The organism is Streptomyces sp. NPDC041129, from assembly GCF_055592265.1.
Genome location: NZ_JBVIYV010000002.1, coordinates 814,714 through 830,698, shown reverse-complemented (window position 1 = coordinate 830,698; position 15,985 = coordinate 814,714). Strand labels below are relative to the sequence as shown.

General features: G+C 73.9%; 7 protein-coding genes. 1 reads left to right on the top strand and 6 read right to left on the bottom strand.

All coding sequences use genetic code 11. The annotated features are described in order from the left end of the window. Positions 1-115 precede the first annotated feature (115 nt). Complete coding sequence (locus ACZ6B1_RS12000; protein WP_468777201.1) at positions 116-3,928, top strand: multifunctional oxoglutarate decarboxylase/oxoglutarate dehydrogenase thiamine pyrophosphate-binding subunit/dihydrolipoyllysine-residue succinyltransferase subunit; 3,813 nt, start codon at positions 116-118, stop codon at positions 3,926-3,928. Between the two features lie 130 nt (positions 3,929-4,058). Here the strand turns inward: ACZ6B1_RS12000 and fxsT are convergent, their stop codons facing one another. The 6 genes from fxsT to ACZ6B1_RS11970 all read right to left on the bottom strand — a co-directional run bounded on the left by fxsT (position 4,059) and on the right by ACZ6B1_RS11970 (position 15,971). After that, on the bottom strand, positions 4,059-7,061 hold the full coding sequence (fxsT, locus tag ACZ6B1_RS11995) for an FxSxx-COOH system tetratricopeptide repeat protein (RefSeq protein ID WP_468777200.1): 3,003 nt from the start codon (positions 7,059-7,061) through the stop codon (positions 4,059-4,061). Between the two features lie 74 nt (positions 7,062-7,135). After that, entirely contained in the window at positions 7,136-8,425 is a 1,290-nt protein-coding gene (locus tag ACZ6B1_RS11990; protein WP_468777199.1) for an aKG-HExxH-type peptide beta-hydroxylase, read from the bottom strand. Next, positions 8,422-8,694: a hypothetical protein gene (locus ACZ6B1_RS11985; protein ID WP_468777198.1), complete on the bottom strand. Its 273-nt coding sequence runs from the start codon at positions 8,692-8,694 to the stop codon at positions 8,422-8,424. Before ACZ6B1_RS11985 ends, ACZ6B1_RS11990 begins: the two co-directional genes overlap by 4 nt. Positions 8,695-8,785: 91 nt before the next feature. Continuing rightward, positions 8,786-12,205, bottom strand: coding sequence for an SAV_2336 N-terminal domain-related protein (locus tag ACZ6B1_RS11980; protein WP_468777197.1), 3,420 nt, complete (start codon positions 12,203-12,205; stop codon positions 8,786-8,788). A 7-nt stretch (positions 12,206-12,212) separates the two neighbouring features. Next, complete coding sequence (locus ACZ6B1_RS11975; RefSeq protein WP_468777196.1) at positions 12,213-13,226, bottom strand: AAA family ATPase; 1,014 nt, start codon at positions 13,224-13,226, stop codon at positions 12,213-12,215. 297 nt (positions 13,227-13,523) lie between these two features. Beyond that, positions 13,524-15,971: a VMAP-C domain-containing protein gene (locus ACZ6B1_RS11970; RefSeq protein WP_468777518.1), complete on the bottom strand. Its 2,448-nt coding sequence runs from the start codon at positions 15,969-15,971 to the stop codon at positions 13,524-13,526. Between the last annotated feature and the right edge of the window lie 14 nt (positions 15,972-15,985).

Here is a 15,985-nt window from a genome sequence, read left to right as displayed (position 1 = left end):
CTGATGTGACTTACGCGACGATGGACGGGCCCGACCTGACCTTCACGGTCAGGGAGGCGTAGCCTTTATTCCCGCTGTCCATAACCTTGTGAAGCGGAAGAGGGCGGTTGCCGCCGTGTCGCCACAGTCCCCCAGTAACTCGAGCATCTCGACCGACCACCAAGCCGGGAAGAACCCCGCTGCCGCGTTCGGTCCCAACGAGTGGCTCGTCGACGAGATCTATCAGCAGTACCTCCAGGACCCGAATTCCGTAGACCGTGCCTGGTGGGACTTCTTCGCCGACTACAAGCCGGGCGCGCCTGCCGCGTCGGCTCCGGCGGGTACTGCGGCCGCGGGGGCCGCAGGGACCACCGCTCCGGCTGCCCCGGCCCAGCCGGCCGCTCCGGCCCAGGCCGCCCCCGCGCCGGCGCCGGCGGCCGCTCCGAAGCCCGCCGCGGCCCCGGCCGCCGCTCCCGCTCCCGCGGCGAAGGCCGCGGCCCCCGCCCCGGCCAAGCCGGCGACGCCCGCACAGGCGCCCGCTCAGCCGAAGGCCAAGGCCGCCCCCGCCGCGGAGGCCCCCGAGGGTCCGGAGTACGTGACGCTGCGCGGTCCGTCCGCCGCCGTCGCGAAGAACATGAACGCCTCGCTGGAGCTGCCGACGGCCACCTCGGTCCGTGCGGTCCCGGTGAAGCTGCTGTTCGACAACCGGATCGTCATCAACAACCACCTGAAGCGCGCCCGGGGCGGGAAGATCTCCTTCACGCACCTGATCGGCTTCGCGATGGTGCAGGCCATCAAGGCCATGCCGTCGATGAACTACGCGTTCGGCGAGAAGGACGGCAAGCCGACCCTCGTCAAGCCGCCGCACGTCAACCTCGGCCTGGCCATCGACCTGGTGAAGCCCAACGGCGACCGCCAGCTCGTCGTGGCCGCCATCAAGAAGGCCGAGACGCTGAACTTCTTCGAGTTCTGGCAGGCCTACGAGGACATCGTCCGCCGCGCCCGTGACGGCAAGCTGACGATGGACGACTTCACCGGCGTGACGGTCTCGCTGACCAACCCCGGCGGTCTCGGCACCGTCCACTCCGTGCCGCGTCTGATGCCCGGCCAGTCCGTGATCATGGGCGTCGGCTCCATGGACTACCCGGCCGAGTTCCAGGGCACCAGCCAGGACACGCTGAACAAGCTCGGCATCTCGAAGGTCATGACGCTCACGTCGACCTACGACCACCGGGTGATCCAGGGCGCCGCCTCCGGCGAGTTCCTCCGCCAGGTCGCGAACCTGCTGCTCGGCGAGAACGGCTTCTACGACGACATCTTCGAGGCGCTGCGCATCCCCTACGAGCCGGTCCGCTGGCTCAAGGACATCGACGCCTCGCACGACGACGACGTCACCAAGGCCGCCCGGGTCTTCGAGCTGATCCACTCCTACCGGGTCCGCGGCCACGTCATGGCCGACACCGACCCGCTGGAGTACCAGCAGCGCAAGCACCCCGACCTGGACATCACCGAGCACGGCCTCACCCTGTGGGACCTGGAGCGCGAGTTCGCCGTCGGCGGCTTCGCCGGCAAGTCGATGATGAAGCTGCGCGACATCCTCGGCGTGCTGCGCGACTCGTACTGCCGCACCACCGGCATCGAGTTCATGCACATCCAGGACCCCAAGCAGCGCAAGTGGATCCAGGACCGCGTCGAGCGCCCGCACTCCAAGCCGGAGCGCGAGGAGCAGCTGCGCATCCTGCGCCGCCTGAACGCGGCGGAGGCCTTCGAGACGTTCCTGCAGACGAAGTACGTCGGCCAGAAGCGCTTCTCGCTGGAGGGCGGCGAGTCCGTCATCCCGCTGCTGGACGCGGTCATCGACTCGGCGGCCGAGTCCCGCCTGGACGAGGTCGTCATCGGCATGGCCCACCGCGGCCGCCTGAACGTCCTCGCCAACATCGTCGGCAAGTCGTACGCGCAGATCTTCCGCGAGTTCGAGGGCAACCTCGACCCGAAGTCGATGCACGGCTCCGGCGACGTGAAGTACCACCTGGGCGCCGAGGGCACCTTCACCGGCCTGGACGGCGAGCAGATCAAGGTGTCGCTGGTCGCGAACCCCTCGCACCTGGAGGCCGTCGACCCGGTCCTCGAGGGCGTCGCCCGCGCCAAGCAGGACATCATCAACAAGGGCGGCACGGACTTCACCGTCCTGCCGGTGGCGATCCACGGCGACGCGGCCTTCGCGGGCCAGGGCGTGGTGGCCGAGACCCTGAACATGTCGCAGCTGCGCGGCTACCGCACCGGCGGCACGGTCCACATCGTCATCAACAACCAGGTCGGCTTCACCGCGGCCCCCGAGTCCTCGCGTTCCTCCATGTACGCGACGGACGTGGCCCGCATGATCGAGGCCCCGATCTTCCACGTGAACGGCGACGACCCGGAGGCCGTCGTGCGCGTGGCGCGGCTCGCCTTCGAGTTCCGCCAGGCGTTCAACAAGGACGTGGTGATCGACCTCATCTGCTACCGCCGCCGCGGTCACAACGAGTCGGACAACCCGGCCTTCACCCAGCCGCTGATGTACGACCTGATCGACAAGAAGCGCTCGGTGCGCAAGCTCTACACCGAGTCCCTGATCGGTCGCGGCGACATCACGCTGGAAGAGGCCGAGCAGGCGCTGCAGGACTACCAGGGCCAGCTCGAGAAGGTCTTCACCGAGGTCCGCGAGGCCACCTCGCAGCCGGCCGCCGGTGACACCCAGGCGCCGCAGGACGGCTTCCCGGTCGCGGTCCCGACCGCGATCTCCTCGGAGGTCGTGAAGCGGATCGCCGAGTCCCAGGTCAACGTCCCCGACCACATCACCGTGCACCCGCGTCTGCAGCCGCAGCTGCAGCGCCGGGCGGCGATGGTCGAGGACGGCACGATCGACTGGGGCATGGGCGAGACCCTCGCCGTCGGCTCGCTGCTGCTGGAGGGCACCCCGGTCCGCCTCGCGGGCCAGGACTCCCAGCGCGGCACCTTCGGCCAGCGCCACGCGGTCCTGATCGACCGCAGCACCGGCGAGGAGTACACGCCGCTGCAGTACCTCTCCGAGGACCAGGCCCGCCTGAACGTCTACAACTCGCTGCTCTCCGAGTACGCGGCGATGGGCTTCGAGTACGGCTACTCGCTGGCCCGTCCCGACGCGCTGGTGATGTGGGAGGCCCAGTTCGGCGACTTCGTCAACGGTGCGCAGACGGTCGTGGACGAGTTCATCTCCTCGGCCGAGCAGAAGTGGGGCCAGACCTCCGGCGTCACCCTGCTGCTGCCGCACGGCTACGAGGGCCAGGGCCCGGACCACTCCTCGGCCCGCCCGGAGCGGTTCCTGCAGCTCTGCGCGCAGAACAACATGACGGTCGCGATGCCGACCTCGCCGGCGAACTACTTCCACCTCCTGCGGTGGCAGGTGCACAACCCGCACCACAAGCCGCTGGTCGTCTTCACGCCGAAGTCGATGCTGCGCCTGAAGGCGGCGGCCTCGAAGGCGGAGGAGTTCACCTCGGGCGAGTTCCGTCCGGTCATCGGCGACAGCACGGTCGACCCGGCGGCGGTCCGCAAGGTCGTCTTCTGCGCCGGCAAGGTCTACTACGACCTGGAGGCCGAGCGTCAGAAGCGCGGCGCCACGGACACGGCGATCATCCGCATCGAGCGCCTGTACCCGCTGCCGGGTGCGGAGCTCCAGGCGGAGGTCAACAAGTACCCGAACGCCGAGAAGTACCTGTGGACGCAGGAGGAGCCGGCGAACCAGGGTGCCTGGCCGTTCATCGCGCTCAACCTGATCGACCACCTCGACCTGGCGGTCGGCGCGGACATCCCGGCCGGCGAGCGGCTGCGGCGCATCTCGCGTCCGCACGGCTCGTCCCCGGCGGTGGGCTCCGCGAAGCGGCACCAGGCCGAGCAGGAGCAGCTGGTGCGTGAGGTGTTCGAGGCGTAGGCCTCCGGCGGTTCAGCCGAATGTCGGGCCCGGCTCCGAGTTCCTGTGGACTCGGGGGCGGGCCCTTCGCCTATGCGGTGGGGCTGTTGAGCGTGTGTGCGGCCGCGGGTACGTGGGGTGACGTTCCCGGTCAGCCCAGGTAGGGCTCGAAGTCCCAGTAGGGGCGGGTTCGTTGGCGGGCCGAGATGGTGTGGGGGTGTTGGGCGCCCAGGGAGCGGGTGAGGCCCAGGAGGCCGTCCTCCTCCAGCTTCCCGGCCTCCTCGTGCTCCCGCGCGGCCCGCAGATCGGCGGCCAGCGCCACCTGGCAGGAGAGCGTGAGCGGATGCTCGTGCCCCAGCGTGTGCCGGGCCCGGCGCAGGGTCTCCCGGCTCAGCTCCACGGCGTCGGTGATCCGGTCGCCCAGGTTGCGGGCGCTGGCCGCGTTGAGGGCGCAGCCGAGGACCCAGGGGTGGTCGGCGCCGAGGGTGGCGGTGAGGCCCGCGAAGGACGCCTCGAACATGGACAGGGCCTCGGCGCGTTCACCGGCGGCCTGCATGACGAGACCGGTGTTGGAGAGCATGCCGGTGGCGACCGGGTGGGCCGGCCCCAGCAGCGCGCGGTAGCCGGCCTCGGCCCGGTCGATCAGCTCCCGGGCCTGCGCGAGGTCGCCGTGCTCCCGCAGGTAGTTGCCGTAGTTGGTGGTGAAGGCCAGGGTCCGGTAGTGCTCACGGCCGTGCACCTGCGCCAGTTGCTCGAGGAGGCTCGCCATCTCGGGCCCGAGGTCCTGGGTGTGGCCGCCTTCCCGGCGGCGGCACATGACGAGCTGGCCGCGGGCCGACAGGGTCTGCGGATGCCGTGCGCCGAGCACCTGCAGACTCAGCCGGACCACGGTCTCCTGACGGGCCAGCGCGTCCCGGTACCGGCCCAGCAGCCGCAGGTCGTGGGCGACGGCGCCGCCCGAGTTGAGGGTGCTGATGTGCCGGGCGCGCAGCACGTTGTCCCGGCGGGCGAGCGTGTCCAGGTCGAGTTCGTACGCCTCCTGGTAGCGGCCGAGCAGCCGCAGTCCGACGCCGTGGTTGTGCCGGGCGATCAGGGCGGGGCCCTCGTCCGGGCCGAGCAGTCTGCCGTAGCCGTCGAGGACCTCGCTCTGCAGCTCGTGCGCGTCGTCGTAGCGGCCCAGGTGGCGCAGACTGGCGGCCATGGCGCCCTTGGTGGACAGCTCGGCCAGCTCGGAGCGCGACCCGGCGGCGCCGAGGCGCTGGTGGACGGCACGGTCGAGCTCGTAGGCGTCGCGGAACCGGCCGCTGGCCCGCAGGATGTTGCTCTCCTGTGTGGTGAGGTCGAGCATCGGCTGGGCCAGCGGGTCCATGATCCGGGACCAGTGGTCGCGGATCCGCCGGGCCAGGTCGAGACCGCCCTTGTACTCGCCGCTGCGGTAGCAGTAGCGCAGGCAGTTCAGCACGGTCTCCTGGACGCGCGGCTGGGCGCTGCCGAGGGCGCCCGAGGGTTCCAGGTGGGGCAGCAGTTCCGCGTACCGGGGCCAGTTCCGGCTGTCCAGCGGGTTGCCGGGGTCGGCCTGGGCCAGCAGGGTGCGGACCGCCTGGCGGTGCACGACCCGGCTGTCCTCGCTGGTCAGCTTGGAGACGATGTCGTGGACCAGCCGGTGCATGTGGACCGACTCCTGGTGCGGGCCCATCTCGACGCCGACCGGGCCGCGGGTCTCCCGGGTCAGCACCGAGTAGTTGACCAGCGTGTCCAGGGCCCGGGTCCAGGCGGTCAGGTCGCCGGACATCCAGCGCAGTTGCTCGGGCAGGTCGGCGTGCGGGTAGGCGCGGATGAGGCCTAGCGGGATGCGTCCGGGGGCGAACGAGGTGCACAGGCCGAGGATGTCGATGGTCTGCGGCTGTGCGCCGCGCAGCCGGTTGAGCAGTATCGACCAGGACGTCATGGACGACCGCGGGAAGCCCTCGCCGGTGGCGGGCTCGTCCACGGTGGACAGCCGGCGCTCGCGGACCATGCGCAGGTACTCGGGCACCTCCATGCGTGACTCGCCGAGCCAGGAGGCGGCCTGGACGAGCGGCAGTGCCACGTCGCCGAACTCGGCGGCGACCTCGTCGGCCTCGGCGGCGCTGATGTGCGGCGCGCGACGCAGCAGGTAGGCGGTGGACTCGGCGCGCAGGAAGGCGGGGATCTCGAGGATGTCGGTGTGCTCGCCCCAGCCTCGGTTGCGGGAGGTGACGAGGACGTGGCCCGCGCCCTGCGGGAGCAGGGTGTCGATGCCCTCGGTGTCGTCCCAGCCGTCGAAGATCAGCAGCCAGCGGCCGTAGGGCTCGCCGCGGCGCAGGGCCTCCCGGACGGCCCGGATGCGCTCGCCGGGCTCGTTGCCGACCCGCAGGCCGAGCTCCACGGCGAGTTCGCCGAGCCGGTCGCGCTGGATGTTGCGGTCGTCGGAGTTGACCCACCACACCACGTCGTAGTCGGTGCTGAACCGGTGGGCGTACTCGGCTGCGAGCTGGGTCTTGCCGATACCGGACATGCCGAGCAGCGTGCAGACGGCGGCGCCCCGGTCGGCGTCGGCGAGTTGCTGGTGGAGGCTGGTGAGCAGGTCGTCCCGGCCGGTGAAGCGCGGGTTGCGGCGGGGGATCTCGCCCCAGATCTCGCACCGGTTCTCGGGGTAGCGGGCCCGGTGGGCGGTCGGCCGGGGCACCCGGCGGCGTTCCAGGCCCAGCCGGCGCAGCAGCCGCTCCTCGGCGGCCTCCTCGCTCAGACCCCACAGGCTGGCCGGTTCGAGGACCGCGGTGGCCGGCAGCAGTGACCGGTTGGTGAGGTTGACGGCGGCGAACCGGTCGGCGTTCGCCGCGACGAAGCCGCGCAGGGCGTCGTTCCACTCGCCCGCCGGGCGGGGTCCGAGTTCGAAGAACCAGTCGTCCAGGACGAGCAGCACCGGTCCGGAGGCCAGCAGCAGGTCGGCGAGGGAGTCCTCCAGCGGGATCTCGCGCGGGGGGTCCCAGCGTTGCAGCGTGGCCTGGTGCCCGTGGCTCTCCAGGCACTGGGCGATCCAGGCCGCCCAGGCCCGGTGGTAGCCGGGGAAGACCACCAGGATGCGTTCGGATGCCGGGGCCCCGTCCCCGCCCGACCGCCGCTGTTCCGCCATCGCACGCTCCCTGTTCCCGCCACCGCACTCTCACGGCACACGCTAACGCACAGAAATTACGCCCCTGCGGAGCGTCACAGAACATTTTGGGCCGTCACGCCGAGACCGGCGTGGTGGCGTTCCATGCCCTGGACGAACTCCCTTCCCGCTGGGGTCAGTTCATCGGATTCCAGCAGGAGGGACAAGGCCTGCCCCACCTCCTCGCGGAACGCCTCGAACCGCTCGCCGGCCCGGCGCCGCCAAGCCGGGGCGGCCCCGGCGCCGGTGCGCACCCTCCACCACAGGTCGGTGAGCGCCAGATGGGCGTAGGCGCCCTGCAGCACGGCCGGTACCGGCCGGGGGTCGGGGCGCCAGCCGACCCGGTGCACCGCGCTCCCGCCCGGCCCGCACAGCGGGACCAGCTCGTCCAGGGCCGCCAGCTTGGTGTGGTGGGTCTCGTGGACCAGTGACTCGGCGAGTTCCAGCGCCGTGCCCGGGAGCTGGATCAGCGCGGCGCCGGGCGCGGACCTGAGCGTGGCTCCCATCGGGGTGGCACCGGTGTCCGGGGCGGCCAGCGGTACGACGGCGCGCAGCACGGCGCCGGTCTCGGCGGCGCGCCGTCCGTCGACAGCGGTCAGCAGTTCGTGGGCGCGACGCCAGCGCCGGGCCCAGGTCCCCCAGGGGGAGTCGGGGCGGTCGGCGGCACGCAGCGATCCCGGGCCGGTGCCGGGCGAGGGGGCCCGGTACGGATCGAGGTCGTCGAGGCGTACGGTGCCGCCGGGCAGCGTACGCAGCGCCCTCCAGCCGGTCCCGTCGTCGCTCCGCCGGGACGGGCGGGGCCCGGGGCGCGCCGCCGGGTGCGGCATGACCGCCTCGGTGTGCCCGCCGTCGTCCGCGATCCGTGTCCCGCCCGGTACGGCGCTCAGCCGGACCCGGCCCGACGGGCAGCGCAGCACGCCGAGGCCGGGCAGGACCAGCAGGCCGGTGGGCACGTTCAGGGCACCGGTCGTGGAGTGGCCCGCGCGGACGGCCGCGGCGACGGCGACACCGGCCAGGTGGGCCAGTTGCCGTTCGAAAGCGGGCCCCGGGTGTGCGGCGAGCGCGGCGGCCAGCCAGGCGCCGGTCGTCGGGTAGTCGAGCACCTCACGTACCGCGGAGGGGCCGGTCCGTTCCGCGGCCGCCAGCAGCGCCCAGGCCCGCTCGAAATCCCGGCGCGCGGCGGGACCCAGGTGCCGGCGCTGCCGGTCGGTGCGCACCAGGAGGGACTTGAGGACCAGCATGCGACGCGCGTGGATCGCGGCACGCAGTGCCCGCGTGCCCCGGGGTGTGGGGCGGGTGCCGGCGAGCGCCCCGAAGACCTCGGCGGGTATCGGCGCCGAGGTCATCTCCGCTCGTCCGGCAGCCGGCCGGGTTCGGCGAGTCCGGCCGAAAACATATCCACGGCGGACGGCTGCACCTCTCCCTCGCCCTCCCCGCTGTGCCAGACCTGCTGGCACTCGGTGGCATCCCGCAGCACCCGGTCGACTTCGGCGGTCAGGGCGGGATCATCGAGAAACCGCAGGGTACGCAGGTCGACGTCGGTGAGGTCGGGCAGGCGCGCGGCACGCCCGGCGTCCCGACCGGGGGCGGCCACCCCGCTCCACTGCTCCGCCACACTCGGCTCCTCCCCGCCCGCGAACGGCCCGCTCCGTCGCCATGGCTGCCCAGTTCTTCCCGACAGCCCGGAAGTGGAAACCCTGGCCAGATCAACTCCGGTCAAGTTCTGACCAGTTCGCCCATTCTCCGGTCCACGGCCACCAGGGCGGAGCGATCCGCTCCCAGTCCTCGTCCGGCAGTCCCCGTACCGCACGCGTCGATCCCTCACCCCTCACCGGCTCCGCCTCCGCCCGCCGGGTCAGCTCGACGTCCGCCCAGTCGACCTGGCGCAGGGCCCCGACCAGCCGCTGCCACTGCTCCCGCGCCGACCGGTAGGCCTCGCGCGCCGCGGCGGGCCGGCCCATCAGGGCCAGCACCACCCCGCTGCCGTGCCGCGCCCGGGCGGAGGTCACCGAGCCCGGGTCCTCCCCGTGCGCGGCCCGCGCCTCCCGCTCCGCGTTCTCGTACGCCTGCAGGGCGTCCACCAGCACCGGCGCACCGGCCCGGCGCCAGCCCTCCAGCCGCACCCGTCCCAACTGCAGCCAGACCTCGGCCCGTACGGCGGCGTCGGCGGCCGCGCGCACCGCCTGGCCGAGCAGGTGGCGGCTCTCGAACAGGTCGGGCAGGAAGCCCAGGTGGCGGAAGCGCTGGGCGAGCGCGCTGCCGACCAGGCCCTGCAGGCGCCCGCGGTGCGCCGACCGGGCGGGCAGCGCCTGCAGTGCCTCGCGCAGTACGTACTCGGCCCGGTCCACGATCCTCGCGCCGTCCCGCGTCGAGGCCCGCCGTAGCAGTGACTCGCCCCAGGAGGTGAGGAGTTGGCAGCGCAGGGCGCCGTCGGCTGGGGCGAGCAGCGCGGCGCGCTCGTAGGCCTCGTCGGCCTCCGGGGCCTCGCCCGCCGTGTCGAGGAACGCGGCCAGCGCGGCCAGGGCGGGCAGCAGCAGATCGGGGTCGTCCCCGGCGGCCCGCCGGGCCCGCAGCAGTGCCTGCCGGGTCTCGCCGTCGTCGGCCCCGGCCTCCCGCAGCGCCCGCGCCAGGTCGAGCAGGGCGGGCCCGCGTACGGCGTCGGGGGCCCGCTCCAGGTCCAGCGTCGCGCAGGCCTCGCGGAGTTCACCGATGGCGGCGGCGGGGTGCCGCAGGTCGAGCAGGATACGGCCGCGCAGCAGCAGCCGGGAGCGGTGGGCGGTGACGGGCCAGGGCACCTGGCCGGCATCCGCGGGCGCGCGGTGCGACGCCGGGGTTCCGCCGCGAGCCGCTTCGTCCGCGTCCTGGGCGGCCGGCTCGGTCCCGCCGGGCGTCCCGTCCCCCGTGTCCGGGCCGGTCCGGGCGCTCTCCCCGGGGCCGTCGGGCCGCGCGGAGGTGTCCTGGTCCTCCCGGTGCCCGGCCCGGGACCAGGCCCGCGCCCGTTCGGTCAGGAACGGCCAGGGAGCGGCCTCGGCGTCCAGGACGTCCAGGGCGGCGCCGAGTTGGTCACTCTCCGCCGTCAGACGCCACAACTCGCGTCGGCAGGAGGCGAGTTCCAGGGCGGAGTCGGCGCGTTGGCGGCTGGCCGCGCCGGCCGCGGCGTGCGCGGCGGCGAGTTCGGCCGCCGCCTCGCGCAGCAGCCCGGCGCGGCGTCCCGCCGCGCGCGCGGCCGCCGTGCCCGCCTCGGCGCGCAGGATGCGGCCGAGGACCAGGTGGGGCCGGACCGCGGCGCCGGTGGCCGGGAGGACCGCGGGGGCCGGGTCGGTCGCCGCGCGGGCCTGTTCACGGGCGCGGCGCAGCACCTCCGGGTCGGCCAGGTGGTGCCACTGGTCGAGCAGGCGCTCGGCCTCGGTGAGCGGGTCGGGCGTGACGAGGTCCGGCAGGTAGAAGCGCAGGACGCGGGCCGGGATACGGGCGAACAGCTCGGCCTCGACACTGCCGCCGCCCTCCGGTGGGACGCCGTCCGGTGAGAGGCGGCCGGCGCCGGTGGACGGGGCGTGGTCGGCGAGCCGGGCCGCGGCGAGGGCGGCGAAGTTGCGGGTGCCCCGGCCGAAGTGCCGTTCCACGTAGGCCGAGCAGTGCTTGAGGACGAGCCCGGCGGTGTCCTGGTCGAGGGAGGACAGCAGCAGGTTCTGCACCCGGCCCGAGTAGGCGAAGCAGGGCTGTTCCCCGGTGCCGGGGAGCTGTCTGAGCAGCCCGCCGAGCAGCACCTCGGCCAGTTCCATGGGCCCGGTGTCCGGCAGCATCGCCCGCTGGACCAGTTGCATCACGGGCAGGGTGAGCGGGGCCGCGGCCAGATAGACCGCCAGCCGTACGGCGCCGGGCGAGGCTCCGGCGCGGAAGGCCCGCAGCAGCTCGTCGTCGCTGCGCGGCTCGTCATGGACGCGCGGTCGGTCGTCGCCGTACGGATCGCCGTCGCCGTACGGTCGGCCGTCAGCGCCGGCGGAAGCCGTGGGCGCCGGGGCCGTACCGGGATGGGTGATCGCCGCCCAGGCCCGCTCCCTGACGGGGCCGCTGCCGCCGAGCAGCCGGGCGAAGGCCTCGAAGGCCTCCGGGGTGGGCTGCAGCACCGGTACCGGCCGGGCGTGCGGCGCCGGTTCCTCCCAGGGCTCGTCGTCGGGCTCGAAGGTCAGCCGGCCGGCCACCCCGTCGGGACGCTCCAGCAGGCCCGGCTCGGCGGGCAGTTCGGTGCGGCCCCACAGCCTGGGTGGCAGCGGCTGGACGACGGCCAGCGGGGCACTGCGCGGCCACTGGTGCAGCAGCCGCTGCGCGCTGCCGTTCTGCCACAGCGGGCCCACGCAGTCGCTGATGACGAAGGTGAGCCGGCGGCCGGTGGGATCGTGCAGTTCGTCGGCCGGGCGCAGCCGGGTGTGCCGTCCGGGACCGGCGGTCGTACCGACGAGGAGGGCGCCGGAGTCGTCGGCGTACAGGTGGTGGACGCGGACGGAGGCGAACGCGCCGGACTGCTGGCAGGCCTGGCGCAGTTCCTCGACCAGCTGTCCCCAGACGGTCATGTTGGGCCCGGTGTCCATGAGCAGCTGGACGTCGCAGCGCCGGCGGCGGCCGGGCCGGGTGACCGGGAGCAGGATGCCGCTGGCGGCGGCCCGCTCGGCGGTGGCCTCCTCGTCGATCCGCTCGTCCCGGGGCGGGGCGGCGGCGACCTGGTAGCGGCCGAGGGCGCGCAGCGCCTTCTCCAGGCCGAGCAGCCCGGGCAGGGCGCCGGCGGCGGGCGCCCGGACGGGAACGGCGGTGGGGGTGCCGGCGCCGCCGTGCGGGCGCGCCGGGAGGCCAGGGGTGAGCAGTGGCACCGGGGCGGCGGGGGCGTCCGCCCGGGGCCGGGGCGGTTCGGCGGCCGGCGGCGCCGCGTCGGCACCGGCGGGTGACGCGTCGGACCCGGTGGCGGGCGGGTCCAGGGGACCGGTGCCGGGCTCCCGTACAGGCGCGTCGCGGGGCGGGGCCGCGCCGAGCCGCCGGGCCAGCCAGACCGCGTCGGCCACGTCCTCCGCGGTGAGGTCGAGCCCGCCCTGGCGCAGCTTGCCGATCAGCTCGTCCAGGTGCATCCCGGGCATCCGTCCCTCACCTCGTACGGTCGAGCGGCTGCATGAGCATCTCGGCGATCCGCTCCCGGGTGAGGCTCTGCGCGCGCGGGTCGTGACGGGTGAGGAAGAGGGCGTTGAGGAGCTGGTCGGCGGCGAGCACCTCGCCGGGTTCGCGCTCCAGGAACCTGCGGATGAGATCGGCCCCGCCGGCGACACCGTCCGTGCCGAGGTGCGCCTCGACCATCGCGGTGAGCTGCTCCTCGCCGGGCGGGTCGAGCTCGAGCTGGATGCAGCGCCTGAGCAGCGGCGCGGGGAAGTCGCGTTCGCCGTTGGAGGTCAGCACGATCACGGGGAAGGCGGTGCAGGCGATACGCCCGCCGTGCACGGCCACCCGGTCGCCGTCGTGGGTGAGCACCTCGACGACGGGCTCGCGGTCGGCCAGCCGCTCCAGCTCGGGGATGGAGAACTCGCCTTCCTCGAGGGTGTTGAGGAGGTCGTTGGGCAGGTCGAGGTCGCTCTTGTCGAGTTCGTCGATGAGCAGCACGCGGGGTTGCTCGGCGGGCAGCAGGGCGGTGCCGAGCGGGCCGAGCCGGATGTAGGAGCCGATGCCTGGCGCGGCCGTGCCGCGCTCGCCGCCGCGGGCCCGTTCGAGCTGGACGTCCTGGAGGCGGCCTATGGCGTCGTACCGGTACAGCCCGTCCTGGAGGCCGGTGCGGCTGACGATGGGCCAGCGCAGCACCTTGCCGAGCCCGAGTTCATGGGCGATGGCGTACGCCAGGGTCGACTTGCCCGTGCCCGGGTTGCCGGTGACCAGCAGCGGCCGGCGCAGATACAGGGCGGCGTTGACCGCGTCCACCTCGGCCGGCCGGGGCGCGTAGCTCTCCACCAGACGGCGGCGCACGCCGAGCCGACGGGCGCTGCTGGGGTCCTCCGTGCCGTCCTCCGCACCCTCGTGGGAGGCCGCGAAGTCGCGCCAGGGCGGCGGGGGCGGCAACCTCCGCATGCCGTCGTGCGGCTGACCCACTCCGCTGTAGATCCGCCAGTCGTTCACCTTGGGCTCCTCCCAAATCTGGTGATCATGCAGCGGGCCCGGCCATTTGACCTAGAGGCTACCGTCAGGCGGCCGTGTCTGCCGAGGTTCGAACGGCCCGTCGTTCACTTCCGGACCTCCGAACAGCCTTGTCACGAGCGGGGTTTGACGGTGCGTCCGGCGCGCCGGACGGATCGGCCGCGGGAGCGGCCGTCGGAGCGGCGGCGGTCGGTTCCGCGGCCGGTTCGGCGGGCGGTTCGGCCCTAGGACCCACCGCCTCGCCATCCGCCTGGCCATCCGCCGTCTCCATCAGGCGGGTCAGCCGTCGGGAGCGGCCAGTGGCGGCGGCCGCATCGTCCCGGCGGCGCGCGGCGGGCGGTCCGGCGGATCGAACAGCACGGCCAGTTTCCCGCGCAGGCCCCGGGCCCGGGCCGACTCGGAGTCGTACAGCCGGATACGCACGTCACGCACCGGTTCGTGCAGGCCCTCGGCATGCCGGGCGGTACCCACCGCGTGGGCGGCCTGCTCGTAGAAGTCCTTGCACTCGTCGTGGTCGTGCCGGTCCCGGCGCCACAGCACCACCGGATGACCCGCCATCAGCGCGTCCCTCATCGCCGCCTGCCCCTCCCCGCTCGCGACGGGGCCGCAGTAGACCGCGACACAGGTGTCGTCCAGCGCCGACAGAGTGCCGTAGTAGAGGTAGCGGCTTCCGGAGCGGGACATGGCGACGTGGCCGTCCGCCGGGGCCCGGCCGTGCAGCGGCTCGTGCGTGAGCGGCCCGCGGGACACCCCCCGCCAGCGCCTGCGCCACTCCGGGGAGGGCGGCCGCTCGTTGCGCCGCAGATCCCGGATGACGACGGTCCGGCGCATGCCGAGCGGCATGGACCGCTCGTCCACGAAGTCGTCGTCCTCCTCGTCGTCATCGTGGCCTTCTCCGTCCCGGTCGTCGGGGCCGTCGCCGTGGTCGCGGTCACGGTCACGGTCGTCGTGGTCGTCGTGGTCGTCGCGGAAGGCCTCCGGCAGGTCGGGCAGCAACTGCCATTCGTCCACCGGCAGGTCGAACAGCTTGCGGGGCAGGAAGACCTCGATCCCGGCCAGATGCTCGCCGTGGTCACCGAGGTTCAGCGCACGGTCCAGCGGCGCGCGCAGCACCGCCGCGAGCTCGTCGACGCGCACCCCCCGGTCGTCGGCGGCCACCGGGGTGACGTCGAGGCCGTCGTGGATCAGCTCCACGCTCCAGGGGTGCAGCCCGCCGTACATGGACGCGCCGACCCTGACGAGGACGTCGGTACGGCCGGTGGCCGCGGCCTCGGCGGTCACGGCCGGGGCCACGGGGGCGAGCCGGGGGTCGGGAGCGAGCCGGGGGTCGGGGATGTTCACGGGCTCGGGCACGGCCCGGAGCGTGGTCGGGAGCACGGGCGGGACCGGGGACGTGGGTGGGGCCTGGAGCTCGGAGGCAGGGGGAGACACGGTCACGGGAGCGGGCGCGGCCGTGGTCGCGGCAGCGGTCACGGGCGTGATCGCGGCGGTGCGGCCGGCGCCCGGCCCTCCACACGTCACTCCGTCCGGTCCTCCGTCGGGGGCCCGACTGCCGTCGATCCCGTTCAGCAGTCCCCGGATGGCCCCGCTCACCGCCCAGTGCCGATGCCGCCCGGCCTGCGCGCCGAGCCATTCGGTGAACGCGCCGAGCCGGGCCGGGTCGGTCTCACCCGGCCGCTCGCGCGCGGTCTTCCGCACCACCTGCGCCGCGTACAGCAGGACGGCGTCGAGATCGACCAGCGTCCCGCCGCCCTCCGCGTCCAGGGTGCGCAGTCCGTACAGGAGGGCCGCGCCCTCACGCCAGGTCCGCACGTTCCGCGGCACCAGCGAGCGCAGCCGTTCGCCGCGCACCCGCTCCTTGACCTCCTCCACCAGGTGGACGATCTCGCCCGCTCCGGCCGGCGGCGGCAGCTCGGCGAGGTGGCCGTAGAGCCGGGCGCGCAGTTCGGCGGTGATCCCGGAGACGGGCGGCGCGAGTGCGGGCAGCGCGGCCTGGAGCGTGGTCCAGTTCGCGTACGGCGACGGGTCGTCCAGGAGGCGGAGATGGTGCCGGTCGTGTGCGCGCAGCACTTCGCGCAGCACGCCGGACGTGTCGCGCCGGTCCAGCAGTTCGTGCAGCGCGGTGACCGGCACGGCGACGCCCTCCTCCCGCCGGCGGCCCTTGATGACGCCGACGACCGAGCCGTGCCGCAGGTCGAGCACGGGTCCGCCGGACAGTCCGCCGATCGGCAGGCTGCCGCCGAGCAGCAGCGCGCGGGCGTCGGAACCCGCGAGTTCGCCGGTGCCGTGCCGGACGCCCAGCTCGCCGGTCTGCAGGGACCAGCCGTAGAGCCCGATCGGGGCACGGGCGCCGGGCTCGCGGTCGCCCAGCCAGAGACACCGCACGTCGTCCGCGCCCTCGACCCGGACGAGCGCGAGGTCGGGGAACGGCCAGGGGTCACGGAGCGACTCCGGTTCCTCGGGCCGGGGTGCCAGGAGTACGGCGGCGCCGGTGCCCGAGCGTTCCTCCCAGGCGTCGGCGGCGGTGGGTCCGGTGGTGCGTTCCTGCCAGGTCACGCGTAAGGCGCTCTCCCCTCGGCACACCGCGGCTCCCCCCTTCCCCACGACATGGGCACAGGTCAACAGCCAGCCCGGGGCGATGAAGAACCCCGATCCCCAGTACGGGTCACGGTCCGTTGCATACCCGTCACCCGCTGCGCCGATGCGCGCGAGAGAGGGGCGCACCATCTCGTCGAAGGCGC